This window comes from Xanthomonas sp. XNM01 (genome assembly GCF_014851915.1).
GTDB lineage: Bacteria > Pseudomonadota > Gammaproteobacteria > Xanthomonadales > Xanthomonadaceae > Pseudoxanthomonas.
In genome coordinates this window covers 438,147-452,738 of the sequence record NZ_JACVAP010000002.1, presented here as the reverse complement: position 1 = coordinate 452,738, position 14,592 = coordinate 438,147, and the positions used below count along the sequence as shown (strand labels likewise).

The 14,592-nt window shown below is 72.9% G+C and carries 13 protein-coding genes; 7 read left to right on the top strand and 6 right to left on the bottom strand.

The features are described from left to right. Nucleotides 1-23: 23 nt before the first annotated feature. From IB242_RS09720 to IB242_RS09710, 3 genes are all read right to left on the bottom strand, one after another. The gene (locus IB242_RS09720) at nt 24-926 is read right to left on the bottom strand and encodes an NAD-dependent protein deacetylase (RefSeq protein WP_192278584.1); all 903 of its coding nucleotides are present in this window, start codon (nt 924-926) and stop codon (nt 24-26) included. Then, nucleotides 916-2,094, bottom strand: a complete 1,179-nt coding sequence (locus IB242_RS09715; protein ID WP_192278582.1) for a hypothetical protein — start codon at nt 2,092-2,094, stop codon at nt 916-918. The genes IB242_RS09720 and IB242_RS09715 overlap by 11 nt, the downstream gene beginning before the upstream one ends. Nucleotides 2,095-2,210: 116 nt before the next feature. Then, nucleotides 2,211-2,600, bottom strand: coding sequence for an MAPEG family protein (locus IB242_RS09710; RefSeq protein WP_192278581.1), 390 nt, complete (start codon nt 2,598-2,600; stop codon nt 2,211-2,213). 102 nt (nt 2,601-2,702) lie between these two features. On the opposite strand from IB242_RS09710, the gene IB242_RS09705 reads away from it, so the two are divergent. The 3 genes from IB242_RS09705 (at nt 2,703) to IB242_RS09695 (ending at nt 6,011) form a co-directional block, all read left to right on the top strand. After that, nucleotides 2,703-4,571 (top strand): FUSC family protein, encoded by a 1,869-nt coding sequence (locus tag IB242_RS09705; protein ID WP_192278579.1) that lies wholly within the window; start codon nt 2,703-2,705, stop codon nt 4,569-4,571. A 58-nt stretch (nt 4,572-4,629) separates the two neighbouring features. After that, a complete protein-coding gene (locus tag IB242_RS09700) occupies nt 4,630-5,379 on the top strand; it encodes a ThuA domain-containing protein (protein ID WP_192278577.1) in 750 nt (249 codons plus the stop codon). Nucleotides 5,380-5,450: 71 nt separating this feature from the next. Next, nucleotides 5,451-6,011, top strand: a complete 561-nt coding sequence (locus tag IB242_RS09695; RefSeq protein WP_192278575.1) for a PH domain-containing protein — start codon at nt 5,451-5,453, stop codon at nt 6,009-6,011. A 45-nt stretch (nt 6,012-6,056) separates the two neighbouring features. On the opposite strand, the gene hutU is transcribed toward IB242_RS09695, so the two are convergent. Both hutU and hutH read right to left on the bottom strand, forming a co-directional pair. Continuing rightward, a complete protein-coding gene (gene hutU / locus IB242_RS09690; protein ID WP_192278573.1) occupies nt 6,057-7,724 on the bottom strand; it encodes a urocanate hydratase in 1,668 nt (555 codons plus the stop codon). A 156-nt stretch (nt 7,725-7,880) separates the two neighbouring features. After that, entirely contained in the window at nt 7,881-9,416 is a 1,536-nt protein-coding gene (gene hutH, locus IB242_RS09685; protein WP_192278571.1) for a histidine ammonia-lyase, read from the bottom strand. 123 nt (nt 9,417-9,539) lie between these two features. Between hutH and hutC the strand changes: the two genes are divergently transcribed. After that, nucleotides 9,540-10,295, top strand: coding sequence for a histidine utilization repressor (hutC, locus tag IB242_RS09680; protein WP_192278570.1), 756 nt, complete (start codon nt 9,540-9,542; stop codon nt 10,293-10,295). A 24-nt stretch (nt 10,296-10,319) separates the two neighbouring features. Here hutC and IB242_RS09675 read toward each other — a convergent pair whose 3' ends face one another. Further along, nucleotides 10,320-10,835 carry a hypothetical protein gene (locus IB242_RS09675; protein ID WP_192278568.1) on the bottom strand — a complete coding sequence of 172 codons (516 nt, stop codon included), beginning with the start codon at nt 10,833-10,835 and terminating at the stop codon, nt 10,320-10,322. Between the two features lie 207 nt (nt 10,836-11,042). On the opposite strand from IB242_RS09675, the gene IB242_RS09670 reads away from it, so the two are divergent. The 3 genes from IB242_RS09670 to IB242_RS09660 all read left to right on the top strand — a co-directional run bounded on the left by IB242_RS09670 (nt 11,043) and on the right by IB242_RS09660 (nt 14,526). Further along, nucleotides 11,043-12,290, top strand: coding sequence for an ectonucleotide pyrophosphatase/phosphodiesterase (locus IB242_RS09670; protein WP_192278566.1), 1,248 nt, complete (start codon nt 11,043-11,045; stop codon nt 12,288-12,290). Nucleotides 12,291-12,367: 77 nt separating this feature from the next. Next, on the top strand, nt 12,368-13,999 hold the full coding sequence (locus IB242_RS09665) for a DNA-3-methyladenine glycosylase 2 (protein ID WP_192278564.1): 1,632 nt from the start codon (nt 12,368-12,370) through the stop codon (nt 13,997-13,999). Then, nucleotides 13,996-14,526: a methylated-DNA--[protein]-cysteine S-methyltransferase gene (locus IB242_RS09660; RefSeq protein WP_192278562.1), complete on the top strand. Its 531-nt coding sequence runs from the start codon at nt 13,996-13,998 to the stop codon at nt 14,524-14,526. Before IB242_RS09665 ends, IB242_RS09660 begins: the two co-directional genes overlap by 4 nt. Nucleotides 14,527-14,592 lie beyond the last annotated feature (66 nt).

The following is a 14,592-nucleotide window of genomic DNA, read 5'->3' as shown; positions in this document are numbered from 1 at the left end:
CGCGATTCAGCCCCGCGCCCGCTTCACGCGCCGCCGGCCGGAGCCGGGACCGCCCGCCCGGGGGCCGGCAGCAGCGCCGCCAGCGCCGGCCCGCACGGCCATGCAACCTTCAGCGCGAGCAGCGCGTCGGCGCGGGTGCGGCCGAGATTGACCGCCGCCACCGGCAGCCCGGCCAGCGCGGCCTGGCGCACGAACCGGTAGCCGGACCACACCATCAGCGAGGAGCCGACCACCAGGACCGCATCGGCCGCCTGCAGGCGGTCCAGCGCCTGCTGCACCCGATCGCGCGGCACGCTCTCGCCGAAGAACACCACGTCTGGCTTGAGCATGCCGCCGCAGCGCAGGCAGGCCGGCACCGCGAACCCGGAGAAGTCCACGCCCTCCAGATCGGCATCGCCGTCCGGGGCGACGCCGGCCGGCAGTTCCGCCCAGCCGGGATTGGCGGCCAGCAGCCGCTGCTGCAGGTCGGCGCGGGCGCTGTCGTCGCCGCAGGCCAGGCAGCGGACCCGGTCCAGGCGGCCATGCAGGTCGATCACCGCGCGGCTGCCGGCGGCCTGGTGCAGGCGGTCGACGTTCTGGGTCAGCAGCAGTTCGACCCTGCCCTGCGCTTCCAGTGCCGCCAGCGCGTGGTGGGTGTCGTTGGGCAGGGCGGCAGCGAAACGCGGCCAGCCGACCAGGCTGCGCGCCCAGTAGCGGCGACGCACCGCGTCCTCGCCGGTGAAGGCCTGGAAGGTCACCGGCTGCGGCCGCTTCCAGGCGCCGGCCTCGTCGCGGTAGTCGGGGATGCCCGAGCCGGTGCTGCAGCCGGCGCCGGTCAGTACGAACAGGCGGCGATGCGCAGCGACGAATCCGCGCAACGCGTCCAGCGCGGCGCCGCAGTCGGCGGCGACGGGGCCGTCCGCGGCCGCGACGGGCTCAGCCGCCATCATCGGGCCGCGGCGTGCGGGCGCGGTCCTGGGCCAGGCTGCGGTCGCCGCCGCTGCCCGACGCCCCGGTGGCCGCGTCGGCGCCGGCGTCCGCGGCATCGTCCCCGGCGTCCTTGCCGGCCGCGGCCAGCGCATTGAACTCGGACAACGGGCTCTCGATCGGGCATGTCTCATCCGGGAAGCCGAAGCTGCCGCGCAGTTCCAGCCCACAGGTGTTCAGGGCCGCGACCTCGCGCCCCGGCGCGCGGCAGCGGTCGTCGAACGCACGCACGTAGGCGTCGCGCCGACGCATGAAGTCGTCGCCGCACTTGGCCAGCAGGCGCACGCGGTCCAGGTCGTCCTGCGCCGGATTGACGCCATCGAGCCCGTACTGGCGCAGCTCGTCGTGGGTCAGCAGGCGCAGGCTGCGGTTGGGCACGGACTTCATCAGGTCGGCCAGCACCGTGGAGACGCCGTTGCGCTCCAGATACTCGCGCACGCGCCCGTAGACGGCGGTCAGCTCGGCATTGAGCTGGGCGCGGGTGGTGGCGGTGGAACTGAGGCGGATGATGCGGTGGATGCCGACCCGGCCACCTACCACGCGCACGTCGCCGGCGCCGAGCACGAACACGCAGGCGCTGTGGCAGACCGAGTCCTCGCGGATCCAGATCGTCCAGTGCGAGCCGCCGATCCAGTCGCCGACGCGGATCGCATCCTCGACCTGGCCGCCGGCCGAATCGATGTCCAGCACGCGGCTGTCGATGCCCAGCGCGTCGGCGGTCCGGGTCACCCGCTCGACCAGCGCCACCAGGTCGCTGTTGATCTTGCCGCGGTAACGCAGCCGGACCACGTCGGCGGCGACGCAGGGTGCGAGCGCGGACTGCAGCGACTCGCGCCCCAGGTCGGTCAACGGTTCGCCGTCGCCGTCGACATAGTCCAGCGTGCAGCCCAGCCAGGCGTGGTCCGCCGCGAGCTCCAGCGGCGACCAGTCCGGTGCGGCCGGCACGGGCGCCGGCGCGGCCTGGGGCGGTGCCGGCGCCGGCTGCACCGGCGCGGTACTGACCGCGCCGCCCTCCTCGGGACTGGCGACTTCCTGGGTCTCGATGACCGTCAGTGTGGTCGCCGGATCACGCTGGCAGGCGGCCAGCGACACGACAAGGCAGAGCGGGATCAGCAGGGAACGCAGCATCGACTCGGAAACCCTGGGCAGGGCGCGGTGACGGGGGCGTCCCCAGTCTAGGGCCTGTGCCGCCGGCTGGATCAATGTCGAATGAACGTGGGCGCCAGCGCCTGCGGCGCACGCTCCTAGAACAGCGCCTGCAGCACCAGTCCGCCGCCGACCACCGCCACCATCCATGCCAGCGAGCGCAGGTACGGGATGCCGGCTACATACAGCGGCACGTAGACCACGCGGGCCCACAGGTAGAGCTGCACGCCGAGCGCGGTCAGCGCGTCGGTACGGTCGGCCACGACCGCGGCCAGGACCACGGCGGCGAAGAACGGGAAGGTCTCGAGGAAGTTGCGGAACGCGCGGTCGGCGCGCCCGGCCGCGCCGGTCAGCGGCTTGGGTTCGCCATCGCGTGCGCTGGTGTTCCAGGCCATGCCGCGCTGCCGGGTCATCAGCAGGTCGGCCAGCAGCAACTGGGCGAACCCGAGCACGACGGCCCAGGCGAGGTACTGCAGTTCGATCGTCATGCGACGTGCTCCTTGTCTGCGGAGCGCGCAGCCTAGCAGTTCGGTCATCCCGCATGAGCGGCATGAAGGCGCCGGCGACCTGCGGTCGCCTACCATGCGGCGATGGTCCGATCGCTGCCGCCCGCGCCGCCGTCCCCGCCTCCCTCCTCGCCACGCCGGCTGCTGACCGAGATCGGCCGGATCGGCCAGGCGCCGCCGCTGCGCTGGGCCTTCGCCCTGCGCGCGGCGCTGGCCATGGGGGTGCCCGTACTGTGCGGGTGGCTGGCCGGCGACCTGCCCGCCGGCATGATGGCCACGATCGGCGGATTCACCGCGCTGTACGCGGGCAGCCGCCCTTACCCGTCGCGCGGCCTGGTCCTGGCCGCCATCGCCGTCGCGCTGGCGGCGGCGGTGATCCTCGGCCTGTGGCTGGAACGGCTGCCCTGGCTGGTGGTGCCGGCCCTGGCGCTGGTGGCGATGACCGCGACCTGGCTCAGCAACGCCTGCCGCCTCGGCCCGCCCGGCGCCTATCTGTTCGTGCTGGCCTGCGCCGCGGGCACCGCGATGCCCGCGCAGCATCTTTCCGCCTGGCACGCCGGCCTGCTGGTGCTGGCCGGCGGCGGCTTCGCCTGGCTGCTGCACATGGCCGGCGCGCTGCTGTGGCCGCGTGGGCCGGAGCGCAGCGCGGTGGTGCGCGCAGGACGGGCCGTCATCGCCTGCATCGACGCCCTCGCCTCGCCCGATGCCGACAGCGCCAGGCGCACCGCCGCGCAGGCGCTGCACGAGAGCTGGCAGACCCTGGTCGGCTTCCAGCCGATCCCGGCCCGGCCACGGGGCGAACTGGCGCGGCTGCGCGGGCTGAACCGCGACCTGCATCTGCTGTTCGCCGCGACGATCGACGCCACGCCCGATGCCACCACCCTCGCACAGTGGCGCGCGCAGGCCGGCGCGCTGATCGCGGCGGCCACGCAACCGCCTGTGCAGCGGCCACCGGACCTGCCGGCCTCGGCCATTCCCCACGGCTACCCGCATTCGTGGACGCGGCTGCGCGAAGGGCTGGCGTGGGGCTCGAACGCGCTGCGCACCGTGCTGCGCGTCGGGCTGGCCACGCTGCTGGCCGGTGTGCTGGCCGGCCTGCTGGACCTGCACCGCGCGTACTGGGCGATCGCCGCCGCGCTGCTGATGCTGCACCAGGGCCTGGACTGGCCGCGCACGCTGCAGCGCAGCCTGGAACGCACGCTGGGCACCTGGGTCGGGCTGCTGCTGGCCGGCGCGATCCTGTGGCTGCATCCGGACGGCCTCTGGCTGGTGGTGACGATCATGGCGCTGCAGTTCGCGATCGAGATCGCCGTGGTCCGCAACTACGCGATCGCGGTGGTGTTCATCACCGGCATCGCCCTGACCATCGCCAGCGGCGGCCACGCGGTGGACGACCTCGGCGGACTGCTGCTGGAGCGCGGCGTGGATACGTTGCTCGGCTGCGCCTGCGCGCTGCTCGCCTTCCGCTGGCTGCGGCCGCGCAACGACGCGCGCACGCTCAGCGCCGGCATCGGCCACTGCCTGCTGGCGATCCGCCAGGCCTGCCTGATGCTGGCCGATGGCGACGTCACCCGGCCGCCCGCGCGCCAGGCGCGCCGCGACCTCCAGCATCGCTGTTTCCAGCTGGCGCAGGCGGTCGACGATGCGGTGGCCGGCTCGGCAGGCGAACGCCGCGATGCGGCCACGTGGTGGCCGGCGGTCGCCACCTGCCAGCGCCTGGCGTATCGCGTGCTGGCCGCCTGCTGGGATGCCGAACGCGATCCGGCCGGCATGCCGGGCCCGTCGCGCGCGCGTCCGGACCCGGGCGCCATCGCCGGTGCCGCGGGTCCGCTGCGGGCGCTCGCGCTGGCCTGGCTGCAGCTGCGTCCGCCTCCCGCACTGCCGACGCTGCCGGAACTGCTGCGCGAAGACATCGACGACCTGCACGCCTTTCTCGCCGAACGCACGCGTTGACCGCGACGATGCTGCGATGCAGGGCGCGATCGCCATGCGCGGCTGGCATCATCGCCGGATGACAATCGCCCCGCTTTCCCTTCTCCTCGCCGCCGCCCTGGTGCTGGCGCCCTCGTCCCAGACCATCGCAGCGCCGGTCGCCCACCAGGACCACGCGCGCGTGCTGGTCTTCAGCAAGACCGCCAAGTTCCGGCACGACTCGATCCCGGTAGCGGTGGAGACGCTGGTCCGCGTGGCCCACGAACAGGGGATGCAGGCCGATGCCAGCGAGGATGCCGGCGTGTTCGAGGCCGGGCGCCTGGCCGGCTATCGGGCGGTGGTGTTCGCCAACACCACCGGCGACGTGCTCGACGAGGCCCAGCAGCAGGCGCTGCAGGACTTCATCCGGGGCGGTGGCGGCTTCGTCGGCGTGCATTCGGCGGCCGATACCGAACATGGCTGGCCGTGGTACGGCGAGCTGGTCGGCGCATGGTTCCACAAGCATCCACCGGGCCTGCAGTCCACCGTGATACGGCCCGAGCGCGACGGCCGGCGCAGCGGCGCGTCCTGGCCGATCCGCGACGAGATCTACAACTACAAGCGCAACCCGCGCCCGCATGTCGAAGTCACCGCCACGGTCGATTCCGGCATGTACGAGGGCGGCACGATGGGCGAGGACCACCCGATCGCCTGGTGCCGTGCGTTCGACGGCGGCCGTACCTGGTACACCGGGCTCGGCCACGACGCGTCGGTCTATGCCGATCCGCACTTCCTCGCGCAACTGCGCCAGGGACTGCGCTATGCCACTGGACTGTCGCCGGACTGCTGAGCGGCCGTCGCGACCGCACGGTGCGGGCGGGATGTCGTGGCAGAATCGCCGCTCTCCGCCAGGGCACCGACATGGACCCAGCCTCCCCCACCACAGCGCCGCTGCAGGCGCGCTTCAACCCGCTGATCCGCAGCTACCTGCTGCTGATGGGGGTGCTCTACCTGCTGATGACCATCGTGTTCTCGCCGCTGATCATCGTGTGGCTGCTGGGCGTGGGCCAATGGTGGTCGCGGCATTACTTCGACCGGCTCGGCTGCACGCTGAGCGACACCGCGCTGCAGTTCCGCAAGGGCATCGTGCTGCGGGTCGAGAAGACCGTGCCGCTGGAGAACATCCAGGACGTGACCTTCATCGAAGGTCCGCTGCTGCGCATGTTCCATCTGAGCGTGCTGCGCATCGAAACCGCGGGCAGCAGCCCCGGCCAGGCGCACAGCATGTCGCTGGCGGGCATCGTCGATGCGCACGCGCTGCGCGACGACATCCTGCGTCGTCGCGAGGCACTGCGCCAGCGCGCCGCGCTGCCGGCACCGGCCTCGGTGGACGAGCGCCAGCTGGTGGCGCTCGACGCGATCCGGGTACGCCTGGACGAGATCGCCGCGCTGCTGCGCGCCAGGGCGCAGCAGCGCGACTGAGGCCGGACGCGACGCGCCCAGCGACGCGAAGCCGGACGTCTGCCCTCAGCCGAGGATGCCCGGCAGGTCCAGCCCCTGCTCGCGCGCGCAATCCTTCGCGATGGCATAGCCCGCATCGGCGTGACGCATCACGCCGGTGGCCGGGTCGTTCCAAAGCACGCGCGCGATGCGCGCATCGGCCGCCTCGCTGCCGTCGCAGACGATGACCACGCCGCTGTGCTGGCTGTAGCCCATGCCGACGCCACCGCCGTGGTGCAGCGAGACCCAGGTCGCGCCACCGGCGACGTTGAGCATCGCGTTGAGCAGCGGCCAGTCGGAGACCGCATCCGAGCCGTCGGCCATCGCCTCGGTCTCGCGGTTGGGCGAGGCCACGCTGCCGCTGTCCAGGTGGTCGCGGCCGATCACCACCGGCGCCTTCAGCTCGCCGTTGCGGACCATTTCGTTGAAGGCCAGGCCGAGCTTGTCGCGCAGGCCCAGGCCGACCCAGCAGATCCGCGCCGGCAGGCCCTGGAAGGCGATGCGCTCGGCGGCCATGTCCAGCCAGCGGTGCAGGTGCGGGTCGTCGGGGATCAGTTCCTTGACCTTGGCATCGGTCTTGGCGATGTCCTCCGGATCGCCGCTCAGCGCGACCCAGCGGAACGGGCCGACGCCGCGGCAGAACAGCGGGCGCACGTAGGCCGGCACGAAACCGGGGAAGTCGAAGGCATTGGCCAGGCCTTCGTCGTGGGCCATCTGGCGGATGTTGTTGCCGTAGTCGACGGTCGGGATGCCCTGCGCGTGGAAGGCCAGCATCGCCTCGACATGGGTGCGCATCGAGGCCTTGGCCGCGTCGCGCACGGCATCCGGATTCGCGGTCTGCTCCGCCAGCCACTGCTCGACGCTCCAGCCGGCCGGCAGGTAGCCGTGCACCGGGTCGTGCGCGCTGGTCTGGTCGGTGACGCAGTCCGGGCGCACGCCGCGGCGCACCAGCTCGGGCAGGATCTCGGCAGCGTTGCCAAGCAGCGCGATCGACTTCGCTTCGCCGGCGGCGGTGTACCTGGCGATCCGCGCCAGCGCGTCGTCGAGGTCGCTGGCCTGCTCGTCGACGTAGCGGGTGCGCAGGCGGAAGTCGATGCACTTCTGCTGGCATTCGATGGTCAGGCTGCTGGCGCCGGCCAGCGACGCTGCCAGCGGCTGCGCGCCGCCCATGCCGCCGAGGCCGGCGGTGAGGATCCACTTCCCGGTCAGGTCGCCGCCGTAGTGCTGGCGCCCCATCTCGACGAAGGTCTCGTAGGTGCCCTGGACGATGCCCTGGCTGCCGATGTAGATCCACGAACCGGCGGTCATCTGGCCGTACATCGCCAGGCCCTTGCGGTCCAGTTCGTTGAAGTGCTCCCAGGTCGCCCAGTGCGGCACCAGGTTGGAATTGGCGATCAGCACGCGCGGCGCATCGGCATGGGTGCGGAACACGCCGACCGGCTTGCCGGACTGCACCAGCAGGGTCTGGTCGTCCTCCAGCGTCTTCAGCGTGTCGAGGATCGCATCGAAGCTCGGCCAGTCGCGCGCGGCGCGGCCGATGCCGCCGTAAACGACCAGATCTTCCGGGCGCTCGGCCACGTCCGGGTCGAGGTTGTTCTGCAGCATGCGGAACGGGGCTTCGGTCAGCCAGCTGCGGCAGGTCAGCGTGGCGCCGCGCGGGGCGCGGATGGTGCGGGACGGATCGTGGCGGGTCACGGCGGTCTCCTGGAACGGGATGGCGTGTGGATCAGTGCCTGCTCGACGTCTGTCGTGTGGCGGAGCCCGGGACGCGCAGCGTATCGGTGATACGAGCGCATTCCGAGGCCCGCACGCGCGCCAGCAGACAGGCGCGGCAGGACGTCGAACAGGTGCTCAGGCGTCGATACCGGGCAGCACGTGGCCGGTGGCGGCGACCAGGCCGCCGTCGAGCACCAGCGCGGTCGCGGCCAGCAGGTCCGGATGCATGTGGCGGTCATCGTCCAGCGTCGGTACCTGCGCGCGCAGCGCGGCGCGCGCGGCTTCGAGCGTGTCGCTGGAGCGCAGCGGCGCATGGAAGTCGCAGCCCTGCACCGCGGCCAGCAGTTCGATGCCGACCACGTGCGCGGCGTTGCGCGCCATCTCGCCCAGCCGGCGCGCGCCATGCGCGGCCATCGACACGTGGTCCTCCTGGTTGGCCGAGGTCGGGATCGAGTCGACGCTGGCCGGATACGCGCGCTGCTTGTTTTCCGAGACCAGCGCCGCGGCGGTGACCTGCGGAATCATGAAGCCCGAATTCAGGCCCGGCCGCGGGGTCAGGAAGGCCGGCAGGCCGGACAGCGCCGGGTCGACCAGCATCGCCAGGCGTCGCTCGGACAGCGAGCCGATCTCGCAGACGGCCATCGCCAGCATGTCGGCGGCGAAGGCCACCGGTTCGGCATGGAAGTTGCCGCCAGACAGCACCTCGCCGCTGTCGGCGAACACCAGCGGATTGTCGGACACGCCATTGGCCTCGTCGGCCAGCGTGGCCGCGGCCTGGCGCATCACGTCCAGCGCGGCGCCCATCACCTGCGGCTGGCAGCGCAGGCAGTACGGGTCCTGCACGCGTTCGTCGTTCTCAAGGTGCGAGGCGCGGATCGCCGAACCCTGCAGCAGGCCGCGCAGTGCGGCGGCGACGTCGATCTGGCCGCGGTGCCGGCGCAGCGTGTGGATGCGCGGGTCGAACGGGGTATCGGAGCCGCGCGCGGCCTCGACCGACAGCGCACCGGTGACCAGCGCCGCGCGGAACACGTCCTCGACCGCGAACAACCCGGCCAGCGCATTGGCGGTGGAGAACTGGGTGCCGTTGAGCAGGGCCAGGCCTTCCTTCGCGCCCAGTTCGACCGGCGCCAGCCCGGCCCGCCGCAGCGCGTCGTCGGCCGGCATGCGTTCGCCGGCCAGGAAGGCCTCGCCGATGCCGAGCATCGCGCAGGCCATGTGCGACAGCGGCGCCAGGTCGCCGGACGCACCGACCGAGCCCTGCGCCGGCACCAGCGGAATCACGTCGCGCTCGATCATCGCCTGCAGCAGGGCCAGCGTTTCCGGATGGATGCCGGAGGCGCCCTGGGCCAGGCTGGTCGCCTTCAGCGCCAGCATCAGCCGCGCCACCGGCAGCGGCATCGGCTCGCCGACGCCGGCCGCATGCGACAGCACGATGTTCCGCTGCAGCGTGGCCAGGTCCTCGCGGCCGATGCGCACGCTGGCCAGCTTGCCGAAGCCGGTGTTGACCCCGTAGACCGGCTCGCCCTTGGCGATGATCGCGTCGATGGTGGCCGCGCTGCGGCGCACCGCCTCGGCGCTGGAGCCGTCGAAGGCGACCGGTGCGCCCTGCAGCACCGCACGCCATTGCGCCAGCGCGACCTGGCCGGGGACGAGAAGGATCGGAACGGTCATCGGGGTCTCCGGCAGACGGCGTGGCAGTAATGTATATACATTACGGACCCCTGCCGCGCCGCGTCCAGACGCAGCGCAGCAGGCCGGGACGTCGCCCGTCCGCCCGCTCCTTCCAGGCCCGCCATGCCCGACACGAAGCCCGTCCCGCTGCACCAGCGCATCCGCGACGACATCGAGCAGCGGATCCGCAGCGGCGCGTGGCCGCCCGGCCACCGGATCCCGCCCGAACACGCGCTGATGGCCGAGTACGGCTGTTCGCGGATGACGGTGAACAAGGCGCTGGGCGCGCTGGTCGAGCAACGCCTGGTGATACGCCGCAAGCGCTCGGGCAGCCACGTCCGCGCGCCCGACCCGCAGATCGAATCGGTGGCGCTGCAGATCCCGGACATCGCGGTGGAGGTGAGCCAGCGCGGCATGGCCTACCGCTTCGAACTGCTGTCGCGGCGGCGGCGCGCGGCTCGCCCCGCGCTGGCGCCGGAGCAGGACCTGCGCGCCGACGACGGCCGGGTGCTGGAACTACGCGGCCTGCACCTGGCCAACGGCCGGCCGTTCGCGCTGGAAACGCGCCTGCTCAACCCGCAACTGCTGCCGGAAGCGCTGACGCGCGATTTCGCCGACACCTCGCCGGGCAGCTGGCTGCTGCACACGATTCCCTGGACCACCGCCACGCACCGGATCGGCGCGGTCGCCGCCGATGCGACCCAGGCAGGCCACCTGCAGGTCGCCGCCGGCAGCGCCTGCCTGACCATCGAGCGCCAGACCTGGCGCGGCGGCGACTGCGTCACCTTCGTGCGCCAGTTGTTCCTGGGCACGCACTACGAGCTGGTGGCCGGCCAGGCACCACAGCCTGCGACAGACGGACGCCGGCGCCGTGGCTGAAGGCGGGTCGCGGACGGCGTTCCGTCAGCGACGGCCACCGCCGGCCGGCCTGGGGCTGCGCGTGGATGCGGGAACGTCGGCCCCGTCACGCGAGCGGTCCGCATTGCGGGCCTCGTCCGCGGCACGTTGCCGCTCGATCGCCTCGCGCTCGCGTTCGTAGGCCTGCCTGCGCGCCTCGAACGCCTGGCGCAGGCGCTCGGATTCGACCGGATCGTCGGCCACGGCGGCACGCTGCCGTTCGGTACGGGCGCGGTCGGCCTCCATCCGCTGCCGGTTCGCGTCGATCTGGTTGCGTGCCTGGTCGTTCGCGGCCCGCCGGCTCGCCTCGCCCTGGCGACGCTGGGCCTCCTGGTTGGCCTGGCGCAGCGCGTCCTGGTTGCTGCGTGCATCCTGCGTGGCCTGCCGGGGCGGCGTGGTGTAGCGGTTCGGCTGTACCGATGGAACCACCGACTGCGCCAGCACCGGTACTGCGGCCAGCGACGCCGCAACGGCCAGGGCCAGGCGTGCACTCACGAAACGGGGTCGGGCGGGCATGTGCATGGAGAAGCTCCGGGCAACGGGCAGGCCTCTGTTATAGCGCCTGCACGGTGCAGCGTCCGGACGCGGATCTTGCCGCTTCAGCCCCGCCTCATCCCTGCTTCAGCGCGCACTCACCGGGATGATCTGGCGGGCGCATCGGTGTCATGACGGGGTCGTGCAACTCTGCCAAGCTGTCGCGGATGTGTTCCGCTTCATGTTCATGACCTGATGACCGTTCTGTCCGCACGCCTGCCCTGGCTGGCCGCGCTGCTCCTGCTGGCCGCCTGTACCAGCCCTCTTTCCCGTCCGGCCACCGTGGCCGACCCCGCCCCGACCACGCTGCTGCTGGTCTCCGTGGACGGCCTGCCTGCCCGCCTGCTCGGACGCGGCGAAACCCCGCACCTGGACGCGATCGCGGCCGCGGGCGTGCGGGCGGAGCGGATGAATCCCTCCTACCCGTCGCTGACCTTTCCCAACCACTACACCCTGGTCACCGGCCTGCGCCCGAACCACCACGGCATCATCCACAACAGCATGCGCGACGAGGGCCTGGGCGATTTCCGGCTCAGCGACCGCGATGCCGTCGGCGATGGCCGCTGGTGGGGCGGCGAACCGATCTGGATCGGCGCGCACCGCGCCGGCCTGCGCACCGCGGCGATGTTCTGGCCCGGCACCGAGGCGCCGATCCAAGGCCTGCACCCCGATGCCTGGTTCCCGTTCGACGTCGACATGACCGAGCAGGCGCGCGTCGACCAGGTCCTGGCCTGGTTCGCGCTGCCCGACGCCGAACGCCCCGCGCTGATGACGCTGTACTTCGACAAGGTCGACAAGGCCGGCCACGACCATGGCCCGGACTCGGCGCAGATGCACGAGGCGATCCGCGTCACCGACGCGGCGATCGGGCGCCTGGTGGACACGCTGCGCGCGCGCGGCCAGTACGACCAGGTGAACCTGGTCATCGTCTCCGACCACGGCATGGCGTCGGTGCCGGCCGGCCAGGTGATCGCGGTCGAGGACATGGTGGCGCCGGACGATGCCGACGTGGTCAGCGTCGGCCAGGTGATCGGCATCGCACCGAAGCCGGGGCGGACCGCCGCGGTCGAGCGGCAGCTGCTGGGAAGGCATCCGCCGTACACCTGCTGGCGCAGGCAGGAGCTGCCGGCGCGCTGGGCGTACGGCAGCCACCCGCGGGTGCCGCCGATCGTGTGCCAGATGGACGAGGGCTGGGACGCGCTGGGTGCGGAGACGATCGCGCGGCGGCCGGTGCGCGACCGCGGCTCGCACGGCTACGACCCGGCACTGCCGTCGATGGGCGCGGTGTTCATCGCGCATGGTCCGGCCTTCGCGGAAGGCAAGGTACTGCCGGCGTTCGACAACGTGCACGTCTACCCGTTGCTCGCGCGCCTGCTCGGCATCCGGGCCGCACCCAGCGACGGCGATCCGGCCGTGCTGCAGCCCGCCCTGCGCGCGCGCTGAACCGCACCCGGCGGCCGGCCTGCATTGATGTCCGAAAGCGGCCAGTCCACGGCGGGGGGCGGTGCTAGCCTGCGTGCATGTCCCGCACCGACGCCACCGCCAGCCCCCTCCCCGATGCCCGGGTCTGCGAGCAGGCCCGGCTGAGCCGGGACGCCCGCTTCGACGGCCTGTTCTTCACCGCCGTGCGCAGCACCGGCATCTACTGCCGGCCGGTCTGCCCGGCACCGCCGCCGAAGCCGTCCAACGTCGACTACTACCCCAGCGCGGCCGCGGCCGAAGGCGCCGGCTTCCGGCCCTGTCTGCGCTGCCGGCCGGAACTGGCGCCCGAGGACGGCGCCTGGCGCCGCGGCGACGAGACCGTGGCGCGGGCGTTGAAGCTGATCGACCAGGGCTTTCTGGCCGACCAGCCGCTGCCGGCCCTGGCCGAGCGCCTGCACCTGGGCGAGCGCCAGCTGCGACGGCTGTTCGTCGAGCGCCTGGGCGCGCCGCCGATCGGCGTGCATGGCACCCGTCGCCTGCTGTTCGCCAAGCAGCTGTTGACCGAGACCACGCTGCCGGTCACCGAAGTCGCGCTGGCTTCGGGCTTCGGCAGCCTGCGCCGGTTCAACGCCGCCTTCCTCGAGGCCTACAGGATGGCGCCCCGGGCGCTGCGCCGCGACGAGGCCGACGGCGCCATGCGCCACGATCCCGCGCGCCCGCTGGTCCTGCGCCTGGGCTATCGCCCTCCGTACGACCTCGCCGCGATGCTGGATTTCCTGCGCGGTCGCGCGCTGCCCGGGGTCGAGGCGGTCGACGACACCAGCTACGCGCGGGTGATCGGCAGCCGTGCCGCGCCGGGCGTCCTGCGCGTCACCGCCTGGCCCGGCGGCCAGCACGCCCTGCGGCTGGAGCTGCACGGCGCGCGCGCGGACACGCTGCTGGACGTGGTCGCCCGCCTGCGTCGGATGTTCGATCTGGATGCCGACCCGCATGCGATCGCCACCACGCTGTCGGCCGATCCGCGGCTCGCGCCACTGCTGGCCCGACGCCCCGGCCTGCGCCTGCCCAGCGGCTGGGACGGCTTCGAGATCGCGGTGCGCGCGGTCATCGGCCAGCAGGTCAGCGTGGCCGCCGCACGGACCGTCACCGCACGCCTGGCGCAGCGCTTCGGCACGCCGTTGCCGGCCCCGCCGGGGCCTGGGCTGGAGCATCTGTTTCCCGAGCCGGGCGCGCTGGCCGACGCGGACCTGTCCGCGATCGGCCTGACCCGTGCGCGTGCCGACACCGTGCGCGGCATCGCCCGCGCCCTGCTCGACGGACGCGTGGACCTGCGCGCCGACCGCACGCTGGACGACATCACCGCGCGATGGACCGCCCTGCCCGGCATCGGCCCGTGGACCGCGCAGTACATCGCACTGCGCGCACTCGGGCATCCGGATGCGTTCCCGGCCGAGGACCTGGTCCTGCAGAAGGCCTTGCCGGGCGACGGCAGTCGCCTGAGCGCCAGACAACTGCGGCTGGAGGCGGAACGCTGGCGGCCCTGGCGCGGCTACGCGGTGATCCATCTGTGGCGCGAGGCGATGAGGCCGGCCGCGGCGCCGGCGCCCTCCGCCACCCCGGCATCGCCACCGCAGGCACGGCCGGCGGCCAGCAACATCCCCGCCGCGACGACACCACGCGCACGTCGCACCGGCGCCACGCGCACGCGCTCCCCGAGGAAGCCCGCATGACCCCCATCTTCCATACCCGCATCGCCAGCCCGGTGGGACCGCTGCTGGTCGCCGCGTCCGACGCTGGCCTGCACGCGATCGAGTTCCCCGAGAACCGGCATCCGGTGCGCCGCAGCGCGGCCTGGCGCGAGGGCGGGCATCGGCTGCTGGACGAGGCGCGCCGCCAGCTCGACGCCTACTTCGCCGGTGAGCGGCAGGGCTTCGACCTGCCGCTGGACCCACAGGGCACCGACTTCCAGCGCCAGGTCTGGCATGCGCTGGCGACGATCCCGTTCGGCACGACGGTCAGCTACCGCGACCTGGCCAGCCGCGTCGCCCGGCCGGGGGCGAGCCGTGCGGTCGGCGCCGCGAACGGACGCAACCCGCTTCCCATCGTGCTGCCCTGCCATCGGGTGATCGGCGCCGATGGCGCACTGACCGGCTTCGGTGGCGGCCTGCCGACCAAGCGTTTCCTGCTGGCCCTGGAAGGCGCGCTGCCGCCGGTACCGGCGGAGGATCTGTTCGCGGCGGCGACGCGCACCGGATGAGGGCAAGGGCGGGTGGCAAGAGCGGCCGGCTTCGCATACGCATGCGTATGCTAGCCTTCCGGATCC